Here is a 24,970-nt window from a genome sequence, read left to right on the forward strand (position 1 = left end):
ACGCTAGAATCACTCGGCGACCTTCAGCTGGGTCAGGACGAAGGCATAATCCTCGGCCGTCTCCTTGAGGCTGTCCCACCGGCCCGACTTGCCGCCATGGCCCGCGCCCATGTTGGTCTTGAGAAGGAGCAAGTTCCGGTCGGTTTTGGTCGCGCGCAGTTTCGCGACCCACTTGGCCGGTTCCCAATAGGTGACGCGCGGGTCGTTGAGGCCCGCCGTGACGAGCATCGGCGGATAGGCCTTGGCCGCGACATTGTCGTAGGGGCTGTAGCTCCGGAGGAGCTTGAACGCCTCGGGATCGGTGATCGGATTGCCCCACACCGGCCATTCGCCCGGAGTCAGCGGCAGCGTGTCGTCGACCATGGTGTTGACCACGTCGACGAAGGGCACGTCGGCGATCACCGCGCCCCATAGCTGGGGATCGGTGTTGACGACGACGCCCATCAGCTTGCCGCCCGCCGAGCCGCCCTGGATGGCGATCCGCCCCGGCTTGGCGAAGCCCGCGGCATTCAGCCCCTTCGCGACGTCGACGAAGTCGTGGAAGGTGTTCCAGCGGTTCTTGGCGGTGCCGTCCAGATACCAGCCGTAGCCAAGGTCGTCGCCGCCGCGGATGTGCGCGATGGCATAGGCGAAACCGCGATCGAGGAGGCTCAGCCGCGCCGAGGAGAAGCTCGGCGGAATGGCATAGCCGTAGGCGCCATAGGCGTAGAGGAAGAGCGGCTGGCTGCCGTCCTTCCTGTAGCCCTTCTTGTAGACCACGCTGACCGGCACCTTCTTGCCGTCGCGCGCGGTCACCATCAGCCGCTCGGTCGCATATTGCGAGGGATCGTAGCCCGAGGGGATCTCCTGGACCTTGAGCGCCGTCAGCGTCTTCCCGTCGCGATGATAGTCATAGACCGTCGCGGGCGTGACCATCGAGGAATAGCTCAGCCGATAGGTCGGGTGGTCGAATTCGGGGTTGCTGCCGAGCGATACGGTGTAGCTCGCCTCGGTGAACGGAATGGGCTCGATCGTGCCGGTGGCGTAGTCGCGCAGAAGGATCTGGTCGAGGCCGTCGACCCGCGCCGACAGCACCAGATGCCTGGCGAAGGACGTCGCGCCGCGAAGATAGGTCCGGTCCGATCCGGCCACGACCTCCTGCCACTCGCCGGGCCGCGCCGGATCGGCCGAGACGACCCGGAAATTGATGTGCTTGTCATTGGTGAGGATCCACAATTTGCCGTGCGCGGCATCGGCTTCGTAGAGCCTGTTCTCCTGCCGCGGGCTGATCAGCACCTGCGCGCCGAGCGGATCGGCGGCCGACACGAAGCGGACCTCGCTGGTCCGGTTGTCCCCGGCCGTGATGAAGATCAGGCTGTCGTCCTGGCTCTTCGACAGCCCGACCGAGAACCCCTTGTCCTGCGTTTCCTCGTAGAGCGTCCGGTCGTTCTTCGGATCGTCGCCGAGGCGATGATGGCGCGCACGGTAGCTGCGCCATTCCTTGTTGGTTTCGGTGAACAGGATGGCCTTGCCGTCGGCGCTCCAGATCGGGGTCCCGCTGGCGACCTCGGACACGGTCTCGAGCGTCTTGCCGGTGGCAAGCTCGCGGATTTCGAGGCGGAAGCGCTCGGAGCCGTTGACGTCGGCCGAAACCGCGGCGAGCCGCCCGTCGGGGCTGACCTCGAGCGCGCCGAGGCGATAATATTCCTTGCCCGCCGCTTCCTTGACCTCGTCGAGGATCAGCTGGCGGGGCGGCAGCTCGTTGATGACCACCGGTCCGCTGCCGAGCGGCGCGCCGCCGGCCGGGACACCGCCCTTCATCAGCGGCCGGCGATACCATTGCCGATATTGCGCGCCCGGCTCGAACGCCCACCAATAGACGAACTCGCCGTCCTTGACCGGAACCGAGGCATCGTCCTGCTTCTGCCGGCCCTTCAATTCCTCGAACAGCGTTTCGACCAGCGGCTCGTGCGGCTTCTTCCACGCCTCGAAATAGGCGTTCTCGGCCTTGAGATAGTCGAGCACGTCCTTGTCATCGACGGTCGGATAGCCGGGATCGCGCAGCCACGCCCAGGGGTCGGACAGCGTCTCCCCGTGCCAGGTGGTGCTGTGGGGGCGCTGGTCGGCCTTGGGCGGAGTGGGCAGATCGGTCATCGCGGCTTTCTGGGCAGTGGCAGGAACGGCCGCGGCGAGCAGCGCGGCCAGCAGGAAGAGGTGCATCGTCTCGGCCCCCCAAGTGAGTGCGGGCATGGGATGGCGCAAGAGAGCGGCTTTCGTCCAGCCCCCGTCCCACGCTAGAGAGTGCCCATGTCCAGCCATGCCGACCGCCTCGCCGCCCTTCGCGCCCAGCTTGCCGCCGACCGCCTCGACGGCTTCGTCGTCCCCCTCACCGACGAACATATGAGCGAATATGTCGGAAGCTACGCCCAGCGCCTCGCCTGGCTGACCGGGTTCGAGGGCTCGGCCGGCTCCGCGGTGGTGCTTCCGCAAGAAGCCGCCATCTTCACCGACGGGCGCTACACGCTCCAGGTCCGCCAGCAGGTCGACGGGAGCCACTGGTCCTACCAGTCGGTCCCCGAGACGAGCATCGCCGGCTGGCTCAAGGACCATGCGCCGCAAGGCGGGCGCATCGGCTACGACCCTTGGCTCCATCGCGCCGACTGGGTGAAGGCGGCGACCAAGGCGCTGGCCGACCGCGGCGCGACCCTCGTCCCCGTCGAGACCAACCCGATCGACCGGATCTGGCACGACCGCGAACAGCCGAGCAAGGCGGCGCTGGTCGTCCACCCCGAAAGCTTCGCGGGCCGTTCGAGCGCCGACAAGCGCCAGGCGATCGGCGACTGGCTCACCGCCCAGAACGCCGACGCCGCGGTCCTCGCCGCGCTCGATTCGATCGCCTGGACCTTCAACGTCCGCGGCACTGACGTCGCCCGCACGCCGGTCGCGCTCGCCTATGCCCTCGTCCACGCCGACGGCACCGCCGACCTGTTCGTCGCCGGCGAAAAGGTGACGGCCGAGCTTCGCCAGCACCTCGGCAACGGCGTTCGCCTCCACGAGCGCGCCGCCTTCGAAACCGCGCTCGGCGAGCTTGGGGGCAAAACCGTCGCGGTCGATCCAGAGCGCTCGGTCGCCGCCATCTTCGAAGCACTCGACAAGGCCGGCGCCAAGGTCGTCGAGCTGCGCGATCCGACGGTGCTTCCGCGCGCGATCAAGAACGAGACCGAGCTCGCCGGCCAGCGCGCCGCGCAGACCCGCGACGGCGCCTACATCAGCCGCTTCCTCAAATGGGTCGAGGAGACGGGCGACCTCGACGAGTTGAAGGCCGCGGCGAAGCTCGAGGAGATCCGCCGCGCGGACCCGGCGCTCAAGGACCTCAGTTTCGACAGCATCTCGGCCTTCGGCGCCAATGCCGCGAGCCCGCATTATCATTCGACCGAGAAGAGCAACGTCCCCTTTGCGCCCGGCTCGCTCTACCTGATCGATTCGGGCGGCCAGTATCAGGATGGGACCACCGACATTACCCGCACCGTCGCGATCGGCGAGCCGACGCAAGAAATGCGCGACCGCTTCACCCGCGTCCTCCAGGGCCATATCGCGCTTGCGACCGCGGTCTTCCCCAGGGGCACGCGCGGCGGCCAGCTCGACAGCTTCGCCCGCCGGCCGCTGTGGGAAGCGGGCGTCGACTATGCCCATGGCACCGGCCACGGCGTCGGCAGCTTCCTCTCGGTCCACGAGGGCCCGCAGCGGATCGCGCCGATGGGCAGCAGCCAGTCGGGCTCCGACGAGCCGCTGGCGCCGGGGATGATCCTCTCGAACGAGCCCGGCTATTACAAGGCGGCTGGCCGATCGAGATGTAGATGTTGAGCCGGCTCTCGCCCGGCTTGCGACCGACCGGGGTCGCGACGTCGATCCGCATCGGCCCGAAGCTGGTGTAATAGCGGGCGCCGACGCCGACCCCGGCGCGCAGGTTCCGGAAGGTCGGGACCTTGCGATCGTAGACCTGGCCCGCGTCGACGAACGCGACCGCGCCGAAGTCGCCGAACCGGTAGCGCGCCTCGGCCGCACCCTCGACAAGGCTCAGGCCCCCGAGCGGATTGCCGAGCGGATCCTTGGGCCCGAGCTGCTGGTATCCGAAGCCGCGGACCGAGCCGCCGCCGCCGGCATAGAAGCGGCGCGAGGGCGCGAGGTCGAAGCGGTTGGTGCCGAGGATCGTCCCCAGGCGCCCGCGCGCGGCAAGCACCAGGCTGTCGCCGATCGGGTAATAGCCGCTGCCGTCGAGCTGTGAGCGGAAATAGGGATTGAAGCCGCCGCCGATCGCCGCCTCGGGCTGGGCGAGGATCTGCGCCCGGAACCCCTTGGTCGGGTCGAGCAGGCTGTCGCTCTTGTCGAGGCCGAGCTGGCCGACGAGGCTGCCGATGCCGAACTTGCGATTGTCGCGGCGACCCAGCGCGAAATTATAGTCTCGTTCGACGGTGCCGAGGATCTCGGCGCCGATCCCCCAGGTGATCGTCTTGCGCCAGATCGGGGTCGAATCGTAGCTCAGTCGCGCGAACAGCCGGCCGGTGGTGGCGTCGAAGGCGTCGTAGCGGCTGCGCAGCGCTTCGAGGCCGGCCTGGAAGGTGCGGTCGCGCTTGCCCGCGTTCGAGCGGCGGAAGATGGCGCTGACTCCCTGCTCCTGCGTGCCGGCGACGATCGAGGCGACGACCGCGCCCTCGGGCTTGAACAGGTTGCGGTGGGTCCAGCTGCCCTCGACCCGGAAGCCCTGGCCGGTGCCATAGCCGGCGGTGGCGGCGAGCGTCCGCGGCGGGCCGGCGTCCTGGGTCACGAGCAGGGTGACGTTCTCGGTCCCGTCGGCATTGACCTGGCCCGAGCGCTCGGGCTGCACTGCGACGGTCGAGAAGAGGCCGGTCGCGACCAGCGCCTGGCGCAGGTCGTCGATGTCGCGGCTGTCGTAGAGCGCGCCCTGCTTGAAGCGCGCGAGGACGCCGATGTGTCGGGTGTCGAAGGCGAGGTCGCCGGTGGTGCGGAAAGCGCCGTAGCGGGCGCGGGGGCCAACGGTGACCGGCAGCGTATAGTCGCCCTGTTGGGTCTCGGGATCGAGCAGCACGTCGCGCTGGCCGACGGTGGCGAAGGGATAGCCCTTCTGCGGAAGGACGATCGCGACATTGGCCTCGGCGCCCTGGATCCGCTGGGCGACGATCGGTTCGCCGACGATAAGCGCGAGATTGTCGCTGATGAGGTTGGGCGGGACCGTCGGATCGGCGGTCACCGCGATGCTGCCGATCTTGTAGCGTTCGCCGGGCGCCACGGTGAGGACGGCGGTGGTCGGCTGGTTCGCGCCGGCGGCGCCGCGGTCGATCCGCGTCTGGACCGTCGCGTCGTACCAGCCTTCGGACTGAAGGAGGCGTTCGACGAGCTTGCTGTCCTCGCTAATCCGGGCCGACAATTGCGCCTCGTTGGCGGCCTTGCCCTTGCCGTCGCGCAGCGTCGACAGCCGGTCGAATTCGTCCTGGAGCGCGGCGTCTGTGGCACCATCGGCCTGATCGAGGCCCTCGACGCGGACGGTGTAGCGGAGCTCGGCCGCCGGCGCGTCGGCTTCGGGCTGGGCCAGTTCGACCTCGGTGACGTCGAACTGGTTCAAGGGCGGCAGCGGACGGGCGATTTCGGGATCGGCGGTCGGGGCGACATCGCCGGGGGTCTGCTCGGCAGCGCGCAGCTTGGCTTCGAACTCGGCGACGCTCTCGAGCGGCTGCGACAGTGCGGGATCGTCAGGACCGAGCGGCGGCGCGGCCTTTTCGATTTCTTCCTGGCAGACGATGGTCGGGACCTGCGGCAGGTTCGCGCTGGCCGGCGGGGTGGGGGCGATCGTCTGCGCTTCGGGTGGGCAGAGTGGCCGCTCGCGCGCCGGCGGGCGGATCTGCGCCTCGGCGGTTGCGGTCAGTCCGACCAGCAGGAATGCGGCGGTCGCCAGCAGCCGCGCCGGGCGGTGACCCGGGCGGACGAGAACGCGACCTTGCGGCGGAAAGTGCACGAACGAAACGATAATGGGAAAAAGGCCTCTGATTGCCGTCGGTTCCGCTCGGGCGGAAAGTCGGCGAGAGTGTGGCATTGGGGGCACGGGTCCGGTCAGGCGGCGGCCTGGTTCTTGGACTCGCGCTTGCGACCGAAGATCATGCCCTGCTCGAGCCGGGCGCAAAGCGCGGCGTAGAAGTCCGACAGGAAGCCGTAATCGTCACGGTCGTCGGGAATGCCGAACTTGTCGCGGATGGTGCGCGCGACCGCGGCGACCGCCACCGGTTGCTCGGCCCTGAGCACCTGCTCGAGCCGCTGCAGCTCGTAGATGCCGTAGGCGCCAAGCGCCTCCTCGGGGAAATGGCGCGACACGCGGCGCGTTTCGCCGACGAGGTCATAGGACAAGGCGGCCTTGCGTACCTCCACGACCCACGTTCCCGCGACGAGGTCGCCGACCCGCAGCCGGTCTCGGTTGAAGAGAGGAAAGAAGAGGAAGATCCCGCTCCACGCCAGGGCGAAGACGGTCAGGAAGGTGTTGGCGAGCCCCTGCGCGGACTGGGCGAAGAGGAAGGAGAGGGGGAGGAACACCTCGATCTCGCGCATGGCGTTGCGTGCCACCACGGCCGCTCCGGTCAGGCGGTTGCCGTCGCGCGCCACGACCCGAAGCCCGACCAGCCGCTTGCCCGGGGTCGCGCCGCGCCGGCCCATCTCGAACAGGCTGAACCAGAAGTTCCGGAGGAGGAAGAAGCCGACCAGCCAGATGATGCCCACGCCCTGCAACATGCCACTGCCAGCCGCCAGAAAGGCGAGCAGGGCGGTCGCGAGCCCGAGGATTACTAAAAGCAGGATCGCGTCGATCGCGAAGGCCGTGGCCCGGGCGCCGGCCGAGGCGAGCTCGAGCCGGAGGTCGACGCCCTCGGGCGTGACGAAGGGGCGGTGGAGGTCGCGGGGTTTGCGGCTCCTCGCCATCACTCGGCCCCGCGCCGCCGCCGGGCGGACCAGAAGAAGTAGATCAGCCATCCGGCGAGCGCGACGCCGCCGATCAGGGCGCGGAGCCAGTCGTCGTTGATCGTCTGCCGGCCGATCCCCTCTAGCAGGCCGGCGACCGCCAGCATCACCACCGCACCGAGCATGGCGGTGGCGGCGACGCGGCCTGCGGCGATGGTCGCGTCCATGCGGGTGAGCGCGCCGGGAAAAGCGAGCGCCATTCCGATCTTCATTCCCGCCGCGCCCGCGACGCAGATGGCGAGCAGTTCGGTGGTGCCGTGGATCATCAGCCAGGCCGCGAAATTGGGGCCGAGGCCCTTGGCTTCGAACACCGCGAAGATCGCGCCGAGCATCAGCCCGTTGTAGCCGATCAGAAGGATGGTCGGCACCGCCAGCGCGAAGCCCAGCGCGAAGGAGAAGATCGCGATCTGCGCATTGTGCGTGAAGAGGAAGGTCGCGAACAGGGCGAGCGGCCCGTCGCCGCCGTCGTAGAGCGTGGCGCGCAATGCACCCACGCTCGCCGACGGATCGCGGCCCTGCGCGAGACCGGCCGGGATGATCCCATAGAACCATTCGGGATCGCCGCGCACGAGGAAGAAGGCGGCAATTCCGGCGGCGATGGTCAGCGCCGCGCAGAAGGCGAGTTCGCGCCACAGCGCACGGATTGCGGCCGGCCAGCCGACGGCGAAGAAATGCGTGACCTGCCGCCATGGCGAAGTCTGCACCCCGTAGATCTGGAAATAGGCGCGCGTGCTCAACTGCTCGAGATAGGAGAGAAGCGCACGGTCGAGCGAGGTGTCGCGCGCCATGGCCAGCGAGGAGAGCGTCGTCCGGTAGAGCCGCGGCAGTTCGAGCATGTCGTCGTCGCTGAGCGCCCGAAGCGATTTCTTTTCGAGCCGCTCGACGAGCGAGTCGAGCTTCTCCCAGTCGGCCGAATGTTCGACCCGGAAGCGGGTGGCGTTGACCAGCGCGCCGCTCACAGCCGGTCCCGCCGCTTGATCTGGAGATAGGCCTCGGCGATCCGCGGGGCGACCTCGTCATAAGGAGTCTCGAGCACGTCGACCCCGAGGCGCCGAAGTTCGGCGACAACTTCCTGCCGCTCGCGCAGCAGCGAAGCGGCGGTGATCGCGCGGGTGACGGCATCGGCGTCGGCGGGCTCGGCCGTCGCCATGCTTTCGAGTTCCTCGTCGCGAAGCATGACGACGAGCACGAGGTGCGTTCTGATCAGGAGCCGGAGCGTCGTCAGCAGGAAGCGCGCGGCAATCCGGTCGGTGACCTCGGTGAAGAGGATGATCAGCGAGCGGCGATGGAGCCGGGCGTTCAGCTCGGTCAGCGCGAAGGTGTAGTTGGTCTCGTCGGTGCCATAGTCGACCCCGGCGGCGAGGCGCTGGAGGTTGGCGAAGGCGCTGGCGCCGGCGAAGAAGCCGCTGCTCACTCGCGGGCGGCTGTCGAAGGCGCTGACCGAGACCCGGTCGCCGACGCGCAGCGCCAGCCAGCCGGTCAGCAGCACCGCCGAGATCATCCGGTCGATCCTGGCGACGCCCGCGACCGGCTCCGACATCTGGCGGCCGCAGTCGAGCGCGAAGCAGATCTGGTTATTTTTCTCGCCGTGATAGACCCGGGCGAGGAGCTTTGTCGCCCGGGCGCTGCTCTTCCAGTCGATCGAGCGACGGTCCATGCCGGTGCGGAATTCGACCATCGCGTCGAAATCGCTGCCCTCGCCGCGCAGCAATTGCTTGAGCGCGCCCTCGGTCGCGAAGCGCTCGAACAGGCGGACGCCGTGCCGCTCGGTGGGGCGCAGGTCGGGCAGGATGTGGACGGTGTCGCCGCGCGCGATCTCGCGCTGGCGCCAGACCAGCCCGAGCGGCCCTGGCCAGCGCAGCCACAGCGTCTCGAACCGCGCCGCCCCGCGCCGCAGCATGGTCATGGCGAGGGTCGTGCGGCCACCTTCGGGCGAGAGCGTCACGCCGGCCCGGCCCTCATTGGCCATGTCGACCAGCGGCGACCGGTCGAAGGCCACTTCGGCATTCGGCGCCCCCGAGCTGAGCTGGAGGGCAATGGTCGCATCGCGGGTCTCGCCGACGAAAGCGCTCCGCGGCACCGCGACGTCGAGCGCGGCCTTGCTGCCGGCACGGCGGGCATCGACCGCGATGAGGATGGCGATGGCGAGCGGCCAGGCGAGCGCCAGGTACCAGCGCTCGGCGGCCAGCGCGGCGACGAGCAGCGCCGCCAGCGCACCTCCCGCCGCGAGCAGGACCGCCCGGCGCGTCGGATAGATCAACGCGGCGCCTCGATCTCGTCGATGATCCCCGTGACCACGTCCTCGACCCGGCGGCCGTTGATCTCGGCCGAGGGCGACAGCAGCACGCGGTGGCGGAGCACCGAGGGGGCGAGCACCTTGACGTCGTCGGGGATGACAAAGTCGCGGCCGTCGAGCGCGGCGCGGGCGCGGGCCGCCCCGGCGAGCATCGCGCCGGCGCGCGGCGAGGCGCCCGACTGGAGGTCCGGCGCCTGGCGCGTCCCGCGGATCAGCGCCGCGACATAATCGACCACCTCGTCGACCAGCCGGACATTCGCCACCGCCTCGGTCGCGGCCAGGAGCTGCGCCTTGTCGGCGACCGCGGCCACGCCCCAATCGGCGGGCTCCATCGCCCGCGGGCGGCTGCCGTGGCTGGCGATGATCCGCCGCTCTTCCTCGGCACTCGGATAATCAACCAGATGCTTGAACAGGAAGCGGTCGAGCTGCGCCTCGGGGAGCGGATAGACGCCCTGCTGCTCGATCGGGTTCTGGGTCGCGACGACGAGGAAATGATCGCCGAGCGAATGGGTCTCGCCGTCGATCGTGACCTGCCGCTCCTGCATCGCCTCGAGCAATGCGGCCTGGGTCTTGGGCGGGGTGCGGTTGATCTCGTCCGCGAGCAGCAGGTCGGTGAAGATCGCACCGCGGGTCAGTGTGAAGGTCGAGGTCTGGAAGTTGAACAGGTTCGCGCCGACGATGTCGCTCGGCATCAGGTCGGGCGTGAACTGGATGCGGCCGTAATCGACCCCGATGGCGCGGGCGAAGCACTGCGCGATCAGCGTCTTGGCGGTGCCCGGCGGCCCCTCGAGGAGGATGTGCCCGCGGGCGAAGAGCGCGACCAGCATGAGGTCGACCGTCGCCTCCTGGCCCACGACCGCCTTGCCGATTTCTCGGCGGATGGCCTCGGCCAGATTCTGTACATCGGCGAAATTCACGTCCTTGCCTCCTGGAGCCAGCGGTTGAGCGCGCGCGCTGCCGCGGTGAGTTCATGTCGGGTTCGGGCCGAGGCGATGGCCCCGGCGAGCGACGAAAAGGGTCGTTCGGGCCGCAGCCGGTCGAGCGTCTCGTCGATTTCGTGGGGCGTGAGCTGGCCCGGCAGGTGGAACAGCGCGGCCGCCTGCTCGCGGATGAGGTCGGCGTAGCGCGGGCCAAGCCCCGCCTCGCGTCCGGCCTTGCGGATCAACGCAGCGCTGTTCTCGACCAGCGCGGCCTTGCCGAAGCCGATCGCCCGGACCGGCAGCCGCGGCGCACCGAAGCGGACGAGCGCCTGCCACCCGGCCAGCACCAGCGCGGCGAGGATCACGAGGGTCACGCCCAGGAACGGCGGGCCGAACAGAAGCTGCAGCGGATTGCGGGTGCCGCCGAAGCCGTTGGCGGTCAGGTCGAACAGAATGGCCTCGGCATCGGTGCTGTTGAGCTGGTCGAGCAGGCGCAGCGCCGCGGCCGCCTGATCGCGATCGGCGAGGCCGTGATTGTTGAGGAGGTCGGGATCAGCGAGGAGATAGAGGCTGCCCTTGCCCATCTTGCCGAGCACGGTCTCACCCTGACCGTCAACGAGGATCGGCGTGATCTTGGGCCCCTTCATCGACTGAACGATCGCCGGCTCCCGCAGACCTTTGACCGCCTGCACCAGCGGCGAACGGCTCTGAAGCGGAAGGCGCTGTCCCTTTCGCCGGGCGATCTCAACCTTGAAGGTCGGTTCGAGGACATTCTCGATCCGGTCCGCTTCCATCAGTTCGTCGACCGAAACCCAGCCCTTGGGGGCCTCCCGGGGCTTCGCCTCCCACTTGGGGAGAATGATCAGTGTCGCGCGCGGGCCCCGGACCTTGAGAATGTCGCCGAGCGGCACCGCGCCGTCGGGCGGCGAGACCACGACCAGATCCTCGCCCCGCAGCTGTCCCACGTCGCGGACGAGGCGCGGCTCGCGGCCGGTCGCGCTCGCCAGCTCGAACAGCCCGCCGAAGCCGACCGCGGCATTGGACATGGCGTGGGGACCGCCGTCCTTGCCGCTGCGCATGGTGGGCGCATAGGCGCCGAGCACGAGGCTCAGCAGGAAGGCGACGATCCCGAGGCCGGCGAGCAGCAGCATCGCCCGTTGCCGGAACGGCCCGTGGTCGCCCTTCTCGAGCCGCGCACTCATCGCCGCCACGTCTCGGGAAGGGCGAAGCTCGCATAAGCGTCGCGCGCTTCGATCCAGCCGTTCTCCGCGACCGGTCGGCCACCGAACAGGCTCGCCTCGACCGTCCGCGCCAGTCGCGCGAACAGGCCGCGGGCTCGCTCGGGCAGCAGGGCGCTTCCCGCCAGTTCGCGGCTGGTGAGGCCGGGACGGACCGTGTCGGGGCGCCGCCGTGCCATGTCCTCGACCGAGCGCAGCAGCAGGCAGTGCACCGCTTCGGCGAACCGGCCCTGCCGGGCGAGGACATCGGCTTCCTCGAGCCAGCTTCGCACAGGCTGTTCGTCGGGCAGCCAGGCGAGTTCGGCGTTCGCCATGTCGGGCGCGTCTTCGGCCTCGTGCCGCCATGGCAGGTGCCAGTGGCCAGCCCGCACCCGCTCGACGATCAGCCAGATGATGATGAGCAGCCCGGCGACGAGCAGCGCGCCGAGCAGGATCCGGGCGTAAGGCGCGTCGGGCAGGAAATCGAACAGCCAGCGCAGGAAGCGACCGACCGGCCGCATCACCGCCTGCACGAAGCGACCGAATGCCTCGATCCATTCGGGCGGCTTGGGTTCGGGCGGCGCGGGCGTGAGGTCGAACTGGACGGAGCGGTCGGCCTTCAGGGCCTCCCACGCCTTGTCGAACGGCTGCGCCGCACCTTGCCGCCCTGCACTAATGACGCTCACCCCCGAACGAGCCCAAGCATGGCGCGGGCAAACGGCGCATGCAAGCCGTTATGACTGGACAGTGGCCGAACTTCCTCGCAAGTTTACCAGACAACAGGGGGCAGTTACTGGCATGGCAACCATGACGCGTGATCTCGGCGGGGACGGAACAGTCTCCATCGGGCGTATTTTCTCGCGAGCATTTTCGTTCGCGTTCCGCTATCCGGCGATTACGTTCGGATCGGCATTTCTGTTCGGTGCGCTGCCATCGATCTTGTCGCAGTTCCTGACGTTCATGCGGATGTCGAGCGCCGAGACCGTCGACAATTCCGTCGCGACGGGAGTTGTCGCGCTTCAGTTCATCCTCGGCGTCGTAAGCCTCGTCTTCAGCGGACTGATGCAGGCGACCATAACCAGGGGCCTGGTCGTGGCGCACGAAGGTGGGCGACCGACCTTCGGCCAATGCCTGTCGCAGGGGTTGCGCTTTGCCCTTTGGATCCTGCTCTTCTACATCCTCTGGACCATCGCCGTGGCCGTCGGCTTCATGCTGCTGATCATCCCGGGGATCATGCTGGTCTGCATGTGGGCCGTCGCCATCCCGGCGCTGGTCGAGGAACGCACCGGCATCATCGGCGCTTTCGGTCGCAGCCGCGAGCTGACGCGCGGTCATCGCTGGAAGGTGTTCGGCCTCCTCGCCGTCATCATCGTCAGCTTCTATCTCGCCATCATCCTGATGGCGGTGGTCGGTCTCGCAGGCGTCGGCGTGAGCTCGATGGTTGATTCCGCGAACGGACCTCCCATCACCTTGATCGTCTATTCGGCGATCAGCGGCCTGCTCTTCGGCCTGCTCTGGGCAACGATCCAGCCCGCTTTGTTCGTCGAACTGCGCGACGCCAAGGAAGGCGGCGGCGCGGGCGAGCTCGAGCAGGTCTTCAGCTGAGCCCGACGCGCGGCGTGCCGGGCGGAGTTCCTAGCTCCGCTCGCGCACCGCGCTGAAGGTGATCCCCGGCCACTCCTCCTGGAGTCGGCCAAATTCCCAGCCGTTGCGCATCAGCAGCACGGGCACCTCGTCCTGGTCCTCGGCCATGCTCGAGCGATGGGTCTCCATCAGCTTCTTGAGCAGGGCGGGATCGTCCGACTTGATCCAGCGCGCGACTTCGTAGGGCGAGGGCTCGAATTCGAGCGCGACCCCATATTCCTGGTCGAGCCGCGTCTGCAGCACGTCGAGCTGCAGCTCGCCGATCACTCCCACGATCCATTGCGAGCCGAGCGCCGGCTTGAACAGGCGAATGACGCCTTCCTCGGCAAGGTCGGACAGGCCGCGGCGCATCTGCTTGACCTTGAGCGGGTCGCCGAGGCGGACGCGGCGGAGGATTTCGGGCGCGAAGTCGGGCAGGCCGGTGAAGGTAACGTCGCCCTTTTCGGTCAGCGTGTCGCCGACCCGGAGCGTGCCGTGGTTGGGAATGCCGACGATGTCCCCGGCGACCGCGCCGTGCGCGAGTTCGCGGTCACGCGCGAAGAAGGTGATCGGATTGTGCAGCGCCATCGGCTTGCCGATCCGGGTATTGGTGACCTTCATGCCGCGTTCGAGCTTGCCCGAGCAGATGCGGACGAAGGCGACGCGGTCGCGGTGGTTCGGGTCCATGTTGGCCTGGACCTTGAACACGAAGCCGGTGAGCCGCGACTCGCCCGGGTCCACGGGGGCGGGGCGGGCGGGCTGCGGCTGGGGTGGCGGGCCGTCGTCGGCAAGGACGTCGAGGAGTTGCTCGACCCCGAAGCCGCGGAGCGCGCTGCCGAAGATGACGGGCGTCAGGTCGCCCTGGCGGAACGCCTCGAGGTCGAACGTCGGATAGGAAGCGAGCGCGAGCCCGCCGTCCTCGCGCAGGCTCTCGGCCGCATCGACGGGAATGGCGGTGTCGATCGCGGGGTCCTCGATGCTCTCGGTCGCAATCCAGCGGCCCGGCACCACGCCGTCGCTCCGGTCGGCGACGAGTAGCCCCGAACGGCGCAGGTCGTAGAGGCCGTGGAACAGCCCGCCGATGCCGGTCGGCCAATTCTGCGGGCTGACATCGAGCTGGAGCACTTCGGCGATCTCGTCGAGGAGTGCGAAGGGGCTCAAACCCTCGCGGTCGACCTTGTTGACGAAGGTGACGATCGGGACGTTGCGAAGGCGGCAAACCTCGAACAGCTTGCGGGTCTGCGGCTCGATGCCCTTGGCCGCGTCGATCACCATGATCGCGCAGTCGACCGCGGTCAGCGTCCGGTAGGTGTCTTCGGAGAAGTCCTGGTGCCCGGGCGTGTCGAGCAGGTTGAACAGGATGTCCCCGCGCTGGAAGGTCATCACCGAGCTTGTCACCGAGATGCCGCGCTGCTGCTCGATCTTCATCCAGTCCGAGCGGGCCCGACGGCGGTCGCCGCGTGCCTTGACCTCGCCCGCCTCGTGCACCGCGCCGGCGGCCTGCAGCAGGCTTTCGGTCAGCGTGGTCTTGCCGGCGTCGGGGTGCGAGATGATCGCGAAGGTGCGCCGCTCCATCCGGCTGAACGGGACGGTGCCGGCGGGGTCGCTCTCGCGGACGGACGAATCGAGGGTCAACATCGGCTCCTGCGCGGCGCGGGACACGCCGGATGGGTGATCGGCATCCGCGGGGCGCGGGGCCGTTCCTGGGACATGCGAGGGGCCGCCAGCGCTGCGGAGGATGGATGCCCGACGTGGATTCGAACCACGATTGACGGAGTCAGAGTCCGTAGTCTTACCATTAGACGATCGGGCAATCGCATGCGCCCGGCACGGAGCCGTTGGCTGCGCGCCACCTAGAAAGGGCGCTTGCCGCTGTCAATGGCACGGGTCCGAACTTGCGCTTGTTTGGCAAAGTGGCGTAGTCCGGTGGCAAGTCAGCCGGTCGGTATCGCCCGCACCGGTGCAGTAATTGGAAGAAGTGATGGCGTCGCACCAGCCGAGCGCGCCGATGCCGGGACATCCGGCCGGACAACGAAATTCGAGGCCCCGCGCCGACGCGGGCGCCGCTCCTTCGCACCAGAGCTATGCGGCGATCGACCTCGGCACCAACAACTGCCGGCTCCTGATCGCGCGCCCGACCGGCGAGGGCTTCACCGTGGTCGACGCGTTCAGCCGGATCGTGCGGCTGGGCGAGGGACTGGCGACGAGCGGACGGCTGACCGACGCGGCGATGGACCGCGCGGTCGAGGCGCTTGGGGTCTGCGCCGACAAGCTGCGGCGGCGGCGGGTGGGCATCGCGCGCTCGGTCGCGACCGAGGCCTGCCGCCGCGCCGCCAATGGCCGCCACTTCATCGAGCGGGTCCGCAAGGAAACCGGGATCGTGCTCGAGATCATCGCCCCGCAGGAAGAAGCGCGGTTGGCGGTCTTGGGCTGCCACAAGCTGCTCGAGCCGGGCGACGGGCCGGCGCTGATTTTCGACATCGGCGGTGGGTCGACCGAGCTGGTGCTGGTGGAGCCCGGCGAAGGGGACGCGGCGCCGCGGATCAAGGCCTGGTGGAGCGCGCCATGGGGCGTCGTCTCGCTGACCGAAAGCGAAGGCCGCGAGGCGCTCGAGGGGCCGGACCGGGTCGCCGCCTACAGCCGGATGCGCGAGCGGGCGCGGCATGCCTTTGCCCGGTTCACCGAGATGCTCCCCGAGAACAAGGAGAATATCCGGCTGCTCGGGACCAGTGGCACGGTGACGACGCTCGCCTCGGTCCATCTCGCGCTGCCGAGCTACGACCGGCGGGCGGTCGACGGGTTGCACGTGCCGATCGGGGCGATGCGCGACATTTCGACCATGATCGCCGAAATGGACTTCACCGAGCGCTCAGGCCTGCCCTGCATCGGGGCGGAGCGGGCTGACCTCGTGGTCGCGGGCTGCGCGATCCTCGAGGCGATCCTCGACATCTGGCCGGCCGAACAGCTCGGCATCGCCGACCGCGGGATCCGCGAAGGGATCTTGCGCAGCCTCATGGCCAAGGATGGGCACGTCATTTGAATACCCGAGTCAAAACCGCCAAGGGCCGCAAGGTGGGGTCGACCAAGTGGCTGCAGCGGCAGCTCAACGACCCCTATGTCAAGAAGGCCAAGGCCGAAGGCTATCGCAGCCGCGCCGCCTACAAGCTCATCGAGCTGGACGAGAAGTTCAGCCTGCTGCGCGGGGTGACCGCGGTCGTCGACCTCGGAATCGCGCCCGGCGGGTGGAGCCAGGTGGTACGCAAGAAGGCGCCCAAGGCGAAGGTCGCGGGGATCGATTTCCTCGAGGTGGCCCCGCTCGACGGGGTGACGATCCTCCAGATGGACTTCACCGACGAGGACGCCGACGCGAGGCTCAAGGAAGCGCTCGGCGGGCCGGCGGACCTCGTGCTCTCGGACATGGCGGCGAACACCGTCGGCCATCCGCAGACCGACCACCTGCGCACCATGGGGCTGGTCGAGCTGGGGCTCGAATTCGCCAAGGACGTGCTGAGGCCCGGCGGCGCCTATGTCGCCAAGGTGCTGGCCGGCGGGACCGACAACCAGCTGCTGGCCGAGCTCAAGAAGCATTTCTCGACGGTGAAGCATGCCAAGCCGCCCGCGAGCCGCAAGGACTCGAGCGAGTGGTATGTCGTCGCGCAGGGCTTCAAGGGACGCACCTCAGACGCGGCCTGAAACCTGAACAAGGTCTCGAAGGTCCAAGGGTAAGCGAGTCGTTTTTCGACCGCCTTCACCCCCGCTGAGAAAGAGCCAGAACAAACCTATCGGGTTAGTTCAGCATCTTTTCTCCTACAGCGCAAGCCTCAGGCGGGCGCGCGTCCGCTGAGGCGGCGGCCGAGTTCCGCGAGACCCGGGCGCTGGCCGGTGGCGAGCAGGCTGGCGCGGAACAGGCGACCGAGGAGGACCAGCTCGAGCGCGACGAAGGCGGCGAGCAGAATCCCCGAGCCGATCACCTCCCAGGCCGCGATCCCCGAGCCCAGGCGGGCGAGCACCGCGAAGGGGGTCCAGATCGGGATCCAGGTGAGGACGGTAATGCCGATGCCGGTGCCGCCGCTGATGACGCCTTGGATGAGGACGGTGATCGGCAGGATGATCATCAGGATCACGGGCATGAGATAGCCCTGCGCGTCGTTCATCGAATCGCTGATCGCGCCGATCGCGAGGAAGAAGATGGCGATGCAGATATAGCCCATGATGAAGAAGTAGATCATCGCCGCGATCGTGCCGGGCGAGGTCAGGGGCGCAAGCGCGGGCCGGATGAAGTCGGCGATCGCGCCTTGCGTCGCGGTGGCGGCGACGATCCCGCAGCCGATCCAGGCGGCAAGCATGGTCAGGCCGACCGCGACGACGCCGAATAGCTTGCCGTACATGAGCTGCTCGGGGCTGACGGTCGCGAGCACGGTCTCGAGCAGCTTGTTCGACCGCTCCTCGACCATGCTCTGGAGCATCCAGCTGCCCGACAGCATCAGCGCCATCATCAGCATGTAGGAGGCGGCGAGCGGCAGGATCGAGCGGACCAGCATCGCTTCCTTGGCGCCGCCGCCGGGCTTGGGCTGGGTGACGGCGATGGCCGGGGTGACGGTCGCGGCGGCCGCGGCGACGTCGGGCGCGACCCCGCGATCGGTGAGCAGCCGCTGGCGGAGGGTGCGGGTGAGAACGTCCTGGACGCTCGCGACCAGTTGCGGCGAGGGCTGGCCTCCGGTCCATAGCCGAACCGCGCCGGTCGCGGTGAAGTCGGCCGGAATGTAAAGAACGTAAGCCGCGCGGTCGGCCTTCTTGTCGGCCGGGTTGAGGAGCCGGTCGACCCCGGCGTCGAGCGCGGGGCCGGTCGCGCGGGCAAGGCCGGCGGGGGGAGCGACGAGCGCGTAATTGGGCTCCGGCGGGTCGAAGTCGGGGACGCCGCTCGGCTTGGCGGCGGCGAGGCGAGCAATCGCCGCGTCCTTGCCGCCGTCCGCCACGAAGCGCGCGACCTCGGCGTCGGTGAACCAGCGGTCGCCCTGCGCATAGATCGCCGACGGATCGACCGCGATCTTGTGGCGCTGGACGTAGCGCACGAGCGCGTTGAGCACCCGGCGCTGGTCGTCGATCTGCAGACGCTGCGTGACCGCCGCGGCCGAGCTTCCGTCGCCGGCGTCAAGGAGCACGACGCGGTCGGTCCGGTCGGGGCTCATGAACTTCTGCGTGAGCGGCGCAATTCCGAACGCGAGGGGCAGGATCAGCAGCGTCAGCCAGAAGCTGCGCATCCGGGTGATCTGGCGATATTCGCGCGCCGCGACGAGCAGGATCTGGTTCACGAATGCGCTCCTTGCGCGCCGACGATGTGGAGGAAGACGTCGTGGAGGCTGGGCTGGCGCTCGTCGAAGCGGCGCAGGCGGCGGCCCGCGCCGGAGACTCGGTCGAGGACGTCGCCGGGTTCGACCCCGGGCGCGAGGGTGAGCCTGTATTCGTGCCAGCCATCGCCGGCAGCGCCACGTTCCTCGGCCGCGGCGACGCCGGGAATGTCGGTCAGCGGCGCTTGCGCGACCACCGTGAGCTGCGCGGGAAGCAGGCGGCGGGCGTCGTCGACGGTGCCTTCGAAGCGCTTCTGCCCCTTGGCGAGGAGCAGGAGCCGTTCGCACAGGCGCTCGGCATGCTGCATGACGTGGGTCGAGAAGACGACCGTGGCGCCGTCGGCCGCGGCGCGCTTGATCTCGTCCTCGAGGAGGCCCTGGTTGACCGGGTCGAGGCCCGAGAAGGGCTCGTCGAGGATCAGCAGGCGCGGGCGGTTCACCACCGCGGCGGCGAGCTGCACCTTCTGCGCCATGCCCTTCGATAGCTTGTCGAGGGTCGAGCGGGCGTTGGCGGCGAGACCGAAGCGGTCGAGGAGGGCGAGGCCGGCGTGGCGCGCATCGGCGGCGGTCATGCCCTTCAGGCGCCCGAAGTAGACGATGGTGTCGATCGCGGTCATCGCGCGGTAGAGGCCGCGTTCCTCGGGAAGGAAGCCGAGCTGGGCGCTGTTCTCGCGGCCGGGCTGGCGGCCGAGGACCGAGATGCTGCCGCTCGTCGGGCGGATGATGTCGAGGACCATGCGGAGCGAGGTGGTCTTGCCCGCGCCATTGCCGCCGAGGAAGCCGAACACCTCGCCCTCGCCGACCGCGAAGCTGAGATCGTCGACGGCGGTGACGTCGCCGAATGTCTTGGTGACGTTGGTCAGACGCAATGCGTGATCGGCCACGTGGCCCTACTCCCCCAGCTTGTGGCCCTAGGGAGCCGAGCCGGCGGCGGGGGTCAAGGCGAAGCGACCGCCGTTCGTCGAACGACGGGCGTCAGTCTTCCGCGTGGCGGTCGAGGAGGTCCATGAGGTTGCGCGCGGCGTCGCGGTCGGCGGGCTCGGCGAAAGCGACGTCGAGATCGGGCGCGTGGCCGAGCATGAAGAGCAGCGACCAGAGGGCGAAGCGGCGGGCGCGGTCGGTCTCGAGCCCGAAGTCGACGAGCATCCGGTCGACGCCCGCCTCAAGCATCGCGGGCGAAACGGCGGCGAGGTCGGTGGTGGCGAAATAGCGCACGAGGAGGTCGTCGAAGTCCATCGGCTTGCGGGTAGCGCCTGGGGCAAGGCTGGCAAGCGTCCGTTCACGTGGCGCGGCGCAGCCTCGCGCCGATTGCATGCCAGGGACGATGCCGATGAACGACCTGATCTTTGCCGAGAACCGCTTCGGGCTGGGGCCGCGATCGGGGCAGTCGCCGGGGCGGAGCGACGGGCGCGGCTGGGCCGAGGCGCAGGTCGGGCAGCGGCTCGCGGGGCTACCGGGCATTCCGACCCGGGCCGATGCGGCGGCGGCGCTCCTCGCCTATCGCGAGGAACGGCAGAATGCGCGGCAGGGGCAGGCGGCGATGCAGCCGGCGGCGATGCCGACGGGGGGCACGATGACCATAACGCCGGCGGCCGAGGCCAAGGCGCCGCGCCCGCACGAGCTGCAGATGGCGCGGCGCGAGCAGCGTGAGCTTTACCTGCGGCTGGTCGATGCGCGGATCGGGGCGGCGCTGACGACCGAGCAGCCCTTCCTCGAGCGGCTGGCGCATTTCTGGGCGAACCATTTCGCGGTCGGCGCGACCAAGGCGACGACAATCGGCTATGCCGGCCTGCTCGAGATGGAGGCCATCCGGCCGCACCTGACGGGGCGGTTCGCGGACATGCTGATGGCGGTCGAGCGGCATCCGGCGATGTTGCTCTATCTCGACCAGGCGCAGTCGGTCGGGCCGAACAGTGTTGCCGGGCAGCGCGCAGGCCAGCGCGGGCGCGACGTCGGGCTGAACGAGAACCTCGCGCGCGAGATCCTGGAGCTGCACACGCTCGGCGTGCGGACCGGCTACGCGCAGGCCGACGTCACCGAATTCGCCCGCGCGCTGACCGGATGGACGATCGCGGGCCTCGGGCGCGGGCGGGCGATCGACGGGGCGGAGGGCGACTTCACCTTTGCCGCCATGCTGCACGAGCCGGGCAGCCGGACGATCCTCGGCAAGCGCTACGGCGAGGGCGGCGAGGAGCAGGGCCGGGCGGTGCTGATGGACCTGGCGGTGCATCCGGCGACCGCGCGGCACGTCGCGACCAAGCTCGCCCGGCATTTCGCGGCCGACGATCCGCCGCCCGCGATGGTGACCCGGCTGGAGCAGGCATTCCTCAAGAGCGGGGGCGATTTGCCGACGGTCTATCGTGCGCTCCTCGCCTCGCCCGAGGCGTGGGACGCGGCGAGCCCCAAGTTCCGCAATCCGTGGGAATGGTCGGTGGCGAGTTTGCGGGCGCTGGGCGTCGAGCGCTCGCCCGGCCAGCGCGCGGTGGGAATGCTGCAGGAGCTCGGCATGCCGGTGTGGCGACCGACCTCGCCCGCGGGGTTCGACGATGTGGCGGCCAGTTGGGCCGCGCCCGACGCGCTGATGCGGCGGGTCGAGGCGGCGCAAAGGATGGCGGGGGCTGTGTCCGGGCTCGACGCGCGCGTTGTGGCGCCCAGGGTGCTCGGCGCCCGGCTGACGCCGGCGACCGCGACCGCGATCAGCCGCGCCGAAAGCCCGGCGACTGGCCTCGCGCTGATGCTCGTCTCCCCTGAATTCCTGCGGAGGTAAGACCCATGGACCGCCGTTCCTTCCTGACCTGTTCGGCCGCCGGCGTGGCCGCCGCGACCTTCGCGCCGACGCTCGCCTTCGCCAAGGCGGCGACCGACAAGCGATTCCTGTTCGTGATCCAGCGCGGCGCGGCCGACGGGCTGATGACGCTGATGCCCACCGGCGATCCGGGGCTGGCCGCGCTCCGGCCGCAGCTTGCCGTCGAGGGTGGCACGAAGCTCGACGGGATGTTCACGCTGCACCCGGCCTTGAAGCAGACCGCCGCGCTCTATGCGGCGAAGCAGGCGATGTTCGTCCACGCGGTCGCCTCGCCCTATCGCGACCGGTCGCATTTCGACGGGCAGAACGTGCTCGAGACGGGCGGCTCGCTCCCCTATCGGCTGCGCGACGGATGGATGAACCGGCTGGTGTCGACCATGCCCGACGATCCCAAGGCGATCGCTTTCTCGCCGACCGTGCCGCCGGCGCTGCGCGGCGCCGCTCAGGTGGCGAGCTACGCGCCGTCGAACCTGCCCGATGCGAGCCAGGACCTGCTGATCCGGGTCGGCGACCTCTACCAGGCCGACAAGCAATTGGGGCCGCTGTGGAACCAGGCGCTGTCGGCGCGGGCGCAGGCGGGCGACCTCGCCTCGGCGCGGGGCGCGGCGGCAGCGGGCGCGCTCGCGGCCAAGATGATGGCGGGCCCGAACGGCGCGCGCATCGGGATGGTCGAGACCGACGGCTGGGACACGCATAGCGGGCAGAAAGGGCGGCTGAATGCGCAGCTGACCGGCATGGACGCGATGCTGGCCGCGTTCCGCGAGGGCCTTGGCGCCGACTGGTCGAACACGCTGGTGCTGGTCGCGACCGAGTTCGGGCGGACCGCACGCGAGAACGGGACCGGGGGGACCGATCATGGCACGGGCTCGGTCGCGTGGCTGCTCGGCGGGGCGGTCAGCGGTGGCAAGGTGGTGGCCGACTGGCCGGGCCTCAGCCAGGCGGCGCTCTACGAGGACCGGGACTTGAAGCCGACGACCGCGCTCGATTCGCTGATCGCGACCGCGCTGGCGCAGCAGTTCGGGCAGGATCCGGCGCGACTGGCGGCGACACTCTTTCCCGAGACGGGCGCGAAGCCGCTTCCCAAGCTGCTGGTCGCCTAGGCGGGGAGAAGTCCCGTCTGGCGGAGCGCCTCGCCGAGCGCGAGCGCAGCGGAGGTGGCGAGGTTGAGCGAGCGGACCTGCGGCCGGAGCGGGATCCGGAGGCCCGCGTCGGCCGCTTGCGCCACATGGTCGGGAACCCCGGCGCTTTCCTTGCCGAACAGCAGGACATCGTTCGCTTCGAAGGCGAAGTCGTAGGGCGAGGCGGTCGCCTTGGTGGTGAAGAGGATCAGGCGCGACGGGGCGACTGTGGCGTGGAAGGCGGCCCAGTCGGCGTGACGGGTGACGGCCACGTGATCGATATAGTCCATCGCGGTACGGCGGACGCGCTTGTCGTCCCAGGCAAAACCCATCGGCTCGATCAGGTCGACCGCGACGCCCATGCAGGCGCCGAGGCGGAGGACGGCCCCGACGTTGCCGGCGATTTCGGGCTCGTAGAGGGCGAGGCGCATGGGGGACCTCTATCGTTGGTCCTGAGCGAAGTCGAAGGGCCTTAGCGCAAACGTGCTTCGACTTCGCTCAGCACGAACGCGTCGGTCACTAGCTCTCGTTCTTCTTCGCGCGGGCGTCGGCGATGGCTTTCTTGAGCGCATCATAGCCGACCGCGCCGTTCATCACCCGGTTGCCGACGACGAACAGCGGGGTGCCCGTGGCGCCGAGCTGGCCGGCGATCTCGTAGTTGCGGCGGAGTTCGGCGTCGAACTCGGGGCTCGAGGGGATGGCGGCGGGAAGGCCGGCGGCGGCGGCGGCCTTGGCGAGCGTCGCCTCGCTCGGTCGCCCGGCCTCGTACATGGCGTCGTGGAAGGTCATGAACTTGCCGGCCTTGCTGGCGGCAAGCGCGAGGCGCGCGGCGGCTTCGCTGCCCGGCCCGAGGACGGGGAATTCACGGTAGACGACGCGCAGCTTGGGGTCTTCCTTGATGAGCTGGGCGAGGACCGGGAGCGAGGCTTTGCAATAGCCGCAGGCATAATCGTAGAATTCGACCAGCGTGACGTCGGCGTCCTTGGCGCCCTGCCACGACGAGCCGAAGGGCGTTTCGATCGCCTGACGGTTGGCGGCGATGACGGGGGCGTGCTGCTGGTCGCGGAGCGCGTCGGCGGTCTCGAGCAGGATGGTGGGATTGTCGAGCATCGCCTGGCGGACCAGCCGGTCGGCCCAGCCGCTCTGCAAGGCGACGATCGCCAGCGCCACCGCCGCCACCGCGCCGCCGGCGGCGCCGATCAGCGCGGCGCCCCAGCTCTTCACCCCCGCCGTCTCGCTCACTTGTCCTTCTTGCCCTTCTTCCGGTCGACCTCGTTCTTCGACACCATCGCAATATCCTGCGCGCGAAGATAGTCCGGGGTTCCGGCCGGGATGCCGCGCAGCGCGGCATTGGCGCTGGCGAGCGCGAACTTGGCATTGCCCTCGAGGTTGTAGCGCTCGGCGGTGGCGAGCGCGGCGCGGGCGGGATCTCCCTTGCGCTCGTAGATGGTGCCGAGCTGGTACCAGGCGAAGGGCTGGTCGTTGTCGCGGCCGATCGAGGCCTTGAGCACCTTCTCGGCCTCGGGGAGGAGGTCGTTCTTCTCGGTCGCGATCAGCGCGTGGCCGAGCATCGCCTGGATCATCGGCTGGTCGGGGGCGACCGCAACCGATTCGCGCAAGGGGTCGAGGGCGGCGGCGGGCTTGCCGCTTTCGAGAAGGAGCTGGCCCTTCAGCTCGAGGTAGAAGGGGTCCTTGGGGGCGGTGGCGAGGAGCGCGTTCGCCTCGACCAGCGCCTTCTCGTCCTCGCCGAGGCGGTGATAGGCGTAGGCGCGGGCATATCGGGCCGGCACGCTGGTGTCGCTCGCGGGGTAGGTCCGGAGCACCGACTGCTTCTCGCTGATGAAGCCGATCAGCTTGGCGCGGACACGCTGGAAGCGGGCTTCGAGCGCGGGGTCGGTCGGCCGGTTCCAGGCCGGGTCCTTGCTGTAGATCTGGGTCAGCGAGGCGATGCGCTCGGACGACAGGGGGTGGGTCCGGGCGTAGCTGTCGGTCGCGTAGATGGCGAGGCGGTATTCCTGGTTCTGGAGCTTCTTGAAGAAGTCGATCGACCCCTTGCCCGAGATGCCGGACTTGGTGAGGTAGGAGGCGCCGGCGAGATCGGCGCTGGTCTCCTGCGCGCGGGTGAAGGAGAGGTAGCCGCTTTGCGCGACCTGCGTGCCGAGCGCCATCGCGCCCATGCCCGCCTCGCCCGCGCCCGCCGCGATCGCGAGGCCGCCGAGGACGAGGCTGAGGATCGAGATTCCGGTCGCCTTCTTGGCGCCATCGTCGCGGATCGCGTGGCCGCCGGCGACGTGGCCGAGCTCGTGGGCGATGACGCCCTGGACCTGATTGGCGTTGTCGGCCGCGGTGATGAGGCCGGTGTGGATGTAGACGACCTGCCCGCCGGCGACGAAGGCGTTGATCTCGGGATCGTTGATGAGGACGATCTTGACGTTCTTGGGGTCGAGCTGGGCGGCCTGGATCAGCGGCTTCGACATGTCGGCGAAGAGCTTTTCGGTCTCGCTGTCGCGCAATATCTCCTGCGCGACGGCGGGCTGGGCCGCGGCGAAGACGGCGCACAGGGCCAGCATCAGCCAGCGCATGGCCAGGGTCGGGCGTCGCATGGCTGTGTCCTCTCGGGTCAGGCGGCTTAACGGGGGGTGA

General features: G+C 69.3%; 20 protein-coding genes, 1 tRNA gene and 1 pseudogene. 6 read left to right on the top strand and 16 right to left on the bottom strand.

The annotated features are described in order from the left end of the window. Positions 1 to 9: 9 nt before the first annotated feature. Complete coding sequence (locus tag ABD693_RS06815) at positions 10 to 2,133, bottom strand: S9 family peptidase (protein WP_344697588.1); 2,124 nt, start codon at positions 2,131 to 2,133, stop codon at positions 10 to 12. Between the two features lie 153 nt (positions 2,134 to 2,286). Between ABD693_RS06815 and ABD693_RS06820 the strand changes: the two genes are divergently transcribed. Then, positions 2,287 to 3,843 (top strand): M24B family metallopeptidase, encoded by a 1,557-nt coding sequence (locus tag ABD693_RS06820; protein WP_344696268.1) that lies wholly within the window; start codon positions 2,287 to 2,289, stop codon positions 3,841 to 3,843. Between the two features lie 34 nt (positions 3,844 to 3,877). Here the strand turns inward: ABD693_RS06820 and ABD693_RS06825 are convergent. From ABD693_RS06825 to ABD693_RS06855, 7 genes and pseudogenes are all read right to left on the bottom strand, one after another. Then, positions 3,878 to 6,088: pseudogene (locus ABD693_RS06825) on the bottom strand (autotransporter assembly complex protein TamA); the annotation flags it as partial. 17 nt (positions 6,089 to 6,105) lie between these two features. Further along, the gene (locus ABD693_RS06830; RefSeq protein ID WP_344696269.1) at positions 6,106 to 6,960 is read right to left on the bottom strand and encodes an RDD family protein; all 855 of its coding nucleotides are present in this window, start codon (positions 6,958 to 6,960) and stop codon (positions 6,106 to 6,108) included. After that, positions 6,960 to 7,958 (bottom strand): stage II sporulation protein M, encoded by a 999-nt coding sequence (locus ABD693_RS06835; RefSeq protein WP_344696270.1) that lies wholly within the window; start codon positions 7,956 to 7,958, stop codon positions 6,960 to 6,962. The genes ABD693_RS06830 and ABD693_RS06835 overlap by 1 nt, the downstream gene beginning before the upstream one ends. Then, complete coding sequence (locus ABD693_RS06840) at positions 7,955 to 9,259, bottom strand: DUF58 domain-containing protein (RefSeq protein WP_344696271.1); 1,305 nt, start codon at positions 9,257 to 9,259, stop codon at positions 7,955 to 7,957. Before ABD693_RS06840 ends, ABD693_RS06835 begins: the two co-directional genes overlap by 4 nt. After that, entirely contained in the window at positions 9,256 to 10,212 is a 957-nt protein-coding gene (locus ABD693_RS06845; RefSeq protein ID WP_344696272.1) for an AAA family ATPase, read from the bottom strand. The genes ABD693_RS06840 and ABD693_RS06845 overlap by 4 nt, the downstream gene beginning before the upstream one ends. Continuing rightward, entirely contained in the window at positions 10,209 to 11,417 is a 1,209-nt protein-coding gene (locus ABD693_RS06850) for a DUF4350 domain-containing protein (RefSeq protein ID WP_344696273.1), read from the bottom strand. Before ABD693_RS06850 ends, ABD693_RS06845 begins: the two co-directional genes overlap by 4 nt. Then, complete coding sequence (locus ABD693_RS06855) at positions 11,414 to 12,118, bottom strand: DUF4129 domain-containing protein (RefSeq protein WP_344696275.1); 705 nt, start codon at positions 12,116 to 12,118, stop codon at positions 11,414 to 11,416. The genes ABD693_RS06850 and ABD693_RS06855 overlap by 4 nt, the downstream gene beginning before the upstream one ends. On the opposite strand from ABD693_RS06855, the gene ABD693_RS06860 reads away from it, so the two are divergent. Next, positions 12,108 to 13,037 (top strand): YciC family protein, encoded by a 930-nt coding sequence (locus tag ABD693_RS06860; RefSeq protein WP_344696276.1) that lies wholly within the window; start codon positions 12,108 to 12,110, stop codon positions 13,035 to 13,037. The two genes, ABD693_RS06855 and ABD693_RS06860, sit on opposite strands and share 11 nt — an antisense overlap. A 30-nt stretch (positions 13,038 to 13,067) precedes the next feature. Here ABD693_RS06860 and ABD693_RS06865 read toward each other — a convergent pair whose 3' ends face one another. Next, positions 13,068 to 14,630, bottom strand: a complete 1,563-nt coding sequence (locus tag ABD693_RS06865; protein WP_344697589.1) for a peptide chain release factor 3 — start codon at positions 14,628 to 14,630, stop codon at positions 13,068 to 13,070. Positions 14,631 to 14,794: 164 nt separating this feature from the next. Then, positions 14,795 to 14,868 (bottom strand) — tRNA-Gln (locus ABD693_RS06870). Positions 14,869 to 15,036: 168 nt separating this feature from the next. Here ABD693_RS06870 and ABD693_RS06875 point away from each other — a divergent pair. Together ABD693_RS06875 and ABD693_RS06880 are read left to right on the top strand one after the other, a co-directional pair. Then, the gene (locus ABD693_RS06875) at positions 15,037 to 16,095 is read left to right on the top strand and encodes a Ppx/GppA phosphatase family protein (RefSeq protein ID WP_344696277.1); all 1,059 of its coding nucleotides are present in this window, start codon (positions 15,037 to 15,039) and stop codon (positions 16,093 to 16,095) included. Then, positions 16,092 to 16,748 carry an RlmE family RNA methyltransferase gene (locus tag ABD693_RS06880; protein ID WP_344696278.1) on the top strand — a complete coding sequence of 219 codons (657 nt, stop codon included), beginning with the start codon at positions 16,092 to 16,094 and terminating at the stop codon, positions 16,746 to 16,748. Before ABD693_RS06875 ends, ABD693_RS06880 begins: the two co-directional genes overlap by 4 nt. 128 nt (positions 16,749 to 16,876) lie before the next feature. On the opposite strand, the gene ABD693_RS06885 is transcribed toward ABD693_RS06880, so the two are convergent. The 3 genes from ABD693_RS06885 to ABD693_RS06895 all read right to left on the bottom strand — a co-directional run bounded on the left by ABD693_RS06885 (position 16,877) and on the right by ABD693_RS06895 (position 19,639). Continuing rightward, the gene (locus tag ABD693_RS06885) at positions 16,877 to 18,367 is read right to left on the bottom strand and encodes an ABC transporter permease (RefSeq protein ID WP_344696279.1); all 1,491 of its coding nucleotides are present in this window, start codon (positions 18,365 to 18,367) and stop codon (positions 16,877 to 16,879) included. Beyond that, the gene (locus tag ABD693_RS06890; RefSeq protein WP_344696280.1) at positions 18,364 to 19,287 is read right to left on the bottom strand and encodes an ABC transporter ATP-binding protein; all 924 of its coding nucleotides are present in this window, start codon (positions 19,285 to 19,287) and stop codon (positions 18,364 to 18,366) included. Before ABD693_RS06890 ends, ABD693_RS06885 begins: the two co-directional genes overlap by 4 nt. Before the next feature lie 91 nt (positions 19,288 to 19,378). Beyond that, positions 19,379 to 19,639 (bottom strand): hypothetical protein, encoded by a 261-nt coding sequence (locus ABD693_RS06895; RefSeq protein WP_344696281.1) that lies wholly within the window; start codon positions 19,637 to 19,639, stop codon positions 19,379 to 19,381. Positions 19,640 to 19,733: 94 nt separating this feature from the next. Here ABD693_RS06895 and ABD693_RS06900 point away from each other — a divergent pair, with 94 nt between their 5' ends. Next, positions 19,734 to 21,170 (top strand): DUF1800 domain-containing protein, encoded by a 1,437-nt coding sequence (locus ABD693_RS06900; RefSeq protein WP_344696282.1) that lies wholly within the window; start codon positions 19,734 to 19,736, stop codon positions 21,168 to 21,170. Between the two features lie 5 nt (positions 21,171 to 21,175). After that, positions 21,176 to 22,309, top strand: a complete 1,134-nt coding sequence (locus ABD693_RS06905; protein WP_344696283.1) for a DUF1501 domain-containing protein — start codon at positions 21,176 to 21,178, stop codon at positions 22,307 to 22,309. Here the strand turns inward: ABD693_RS06905 and ABD693_RS06910 are convergent. The 3 genes from ABD693_RS06910 to ABD693_RS06920 form a co-directional block, all read right to left on the bottom strand. Continuing rightward, on the bottom strand, positions 22,306 to 22,758 hold the full coding sequence (locus tag ABD693_RS06910; RefSeq protein ID WP_344696284.1) for a tRNA (cytidine(34)-2'-O)-methyltransferase: 453 nt from the start codon (positions 22,756 to 22,758) through the stop codon (positions 22,306 to 22,308). The genes ABD693_RS06905 and ABD693_RS06910 overlap by 4 nt on opposite strands. Positions 22,759 to 22,846: 88 nt before the next feature. Further along, complete coding sequence (locus ABD693_RS06915) at positions 22,847 to 23,569, bottom strand: DsbA family protein (RefSeq protein WP_344696285.1); 723 nt, start codon at positions 23,567 to 23,569, stop codon at positions 22,847 to 22,849. Continuing rightward, entirely contained in the window at positions 23,566 to 24,930 is a 1,365-nt protein-coding gene (locus ABD693_RS06920; RefSeq protein WP_425567264.1) for a M48 family metalloprotease, read from the bottom strand. The genes ABD693_RS06915 and ABD693_RS06920 overlap by 4 nt, the downstream gene beginning before the upstream one ends. Between the last annotated feature and the right edge of the window lie 40 nt (positions 24,931 to 24,970).

This window comes from Sphingomonas rosea, from assembly GCF_039538065.1.
GTDB lineage: Bacteria > Pseudomonadota > Alphaproteobacteria > Sphingomonadales > Sphingomonadaceae > Sphingomicrobium > Sphingomicrobium rosea.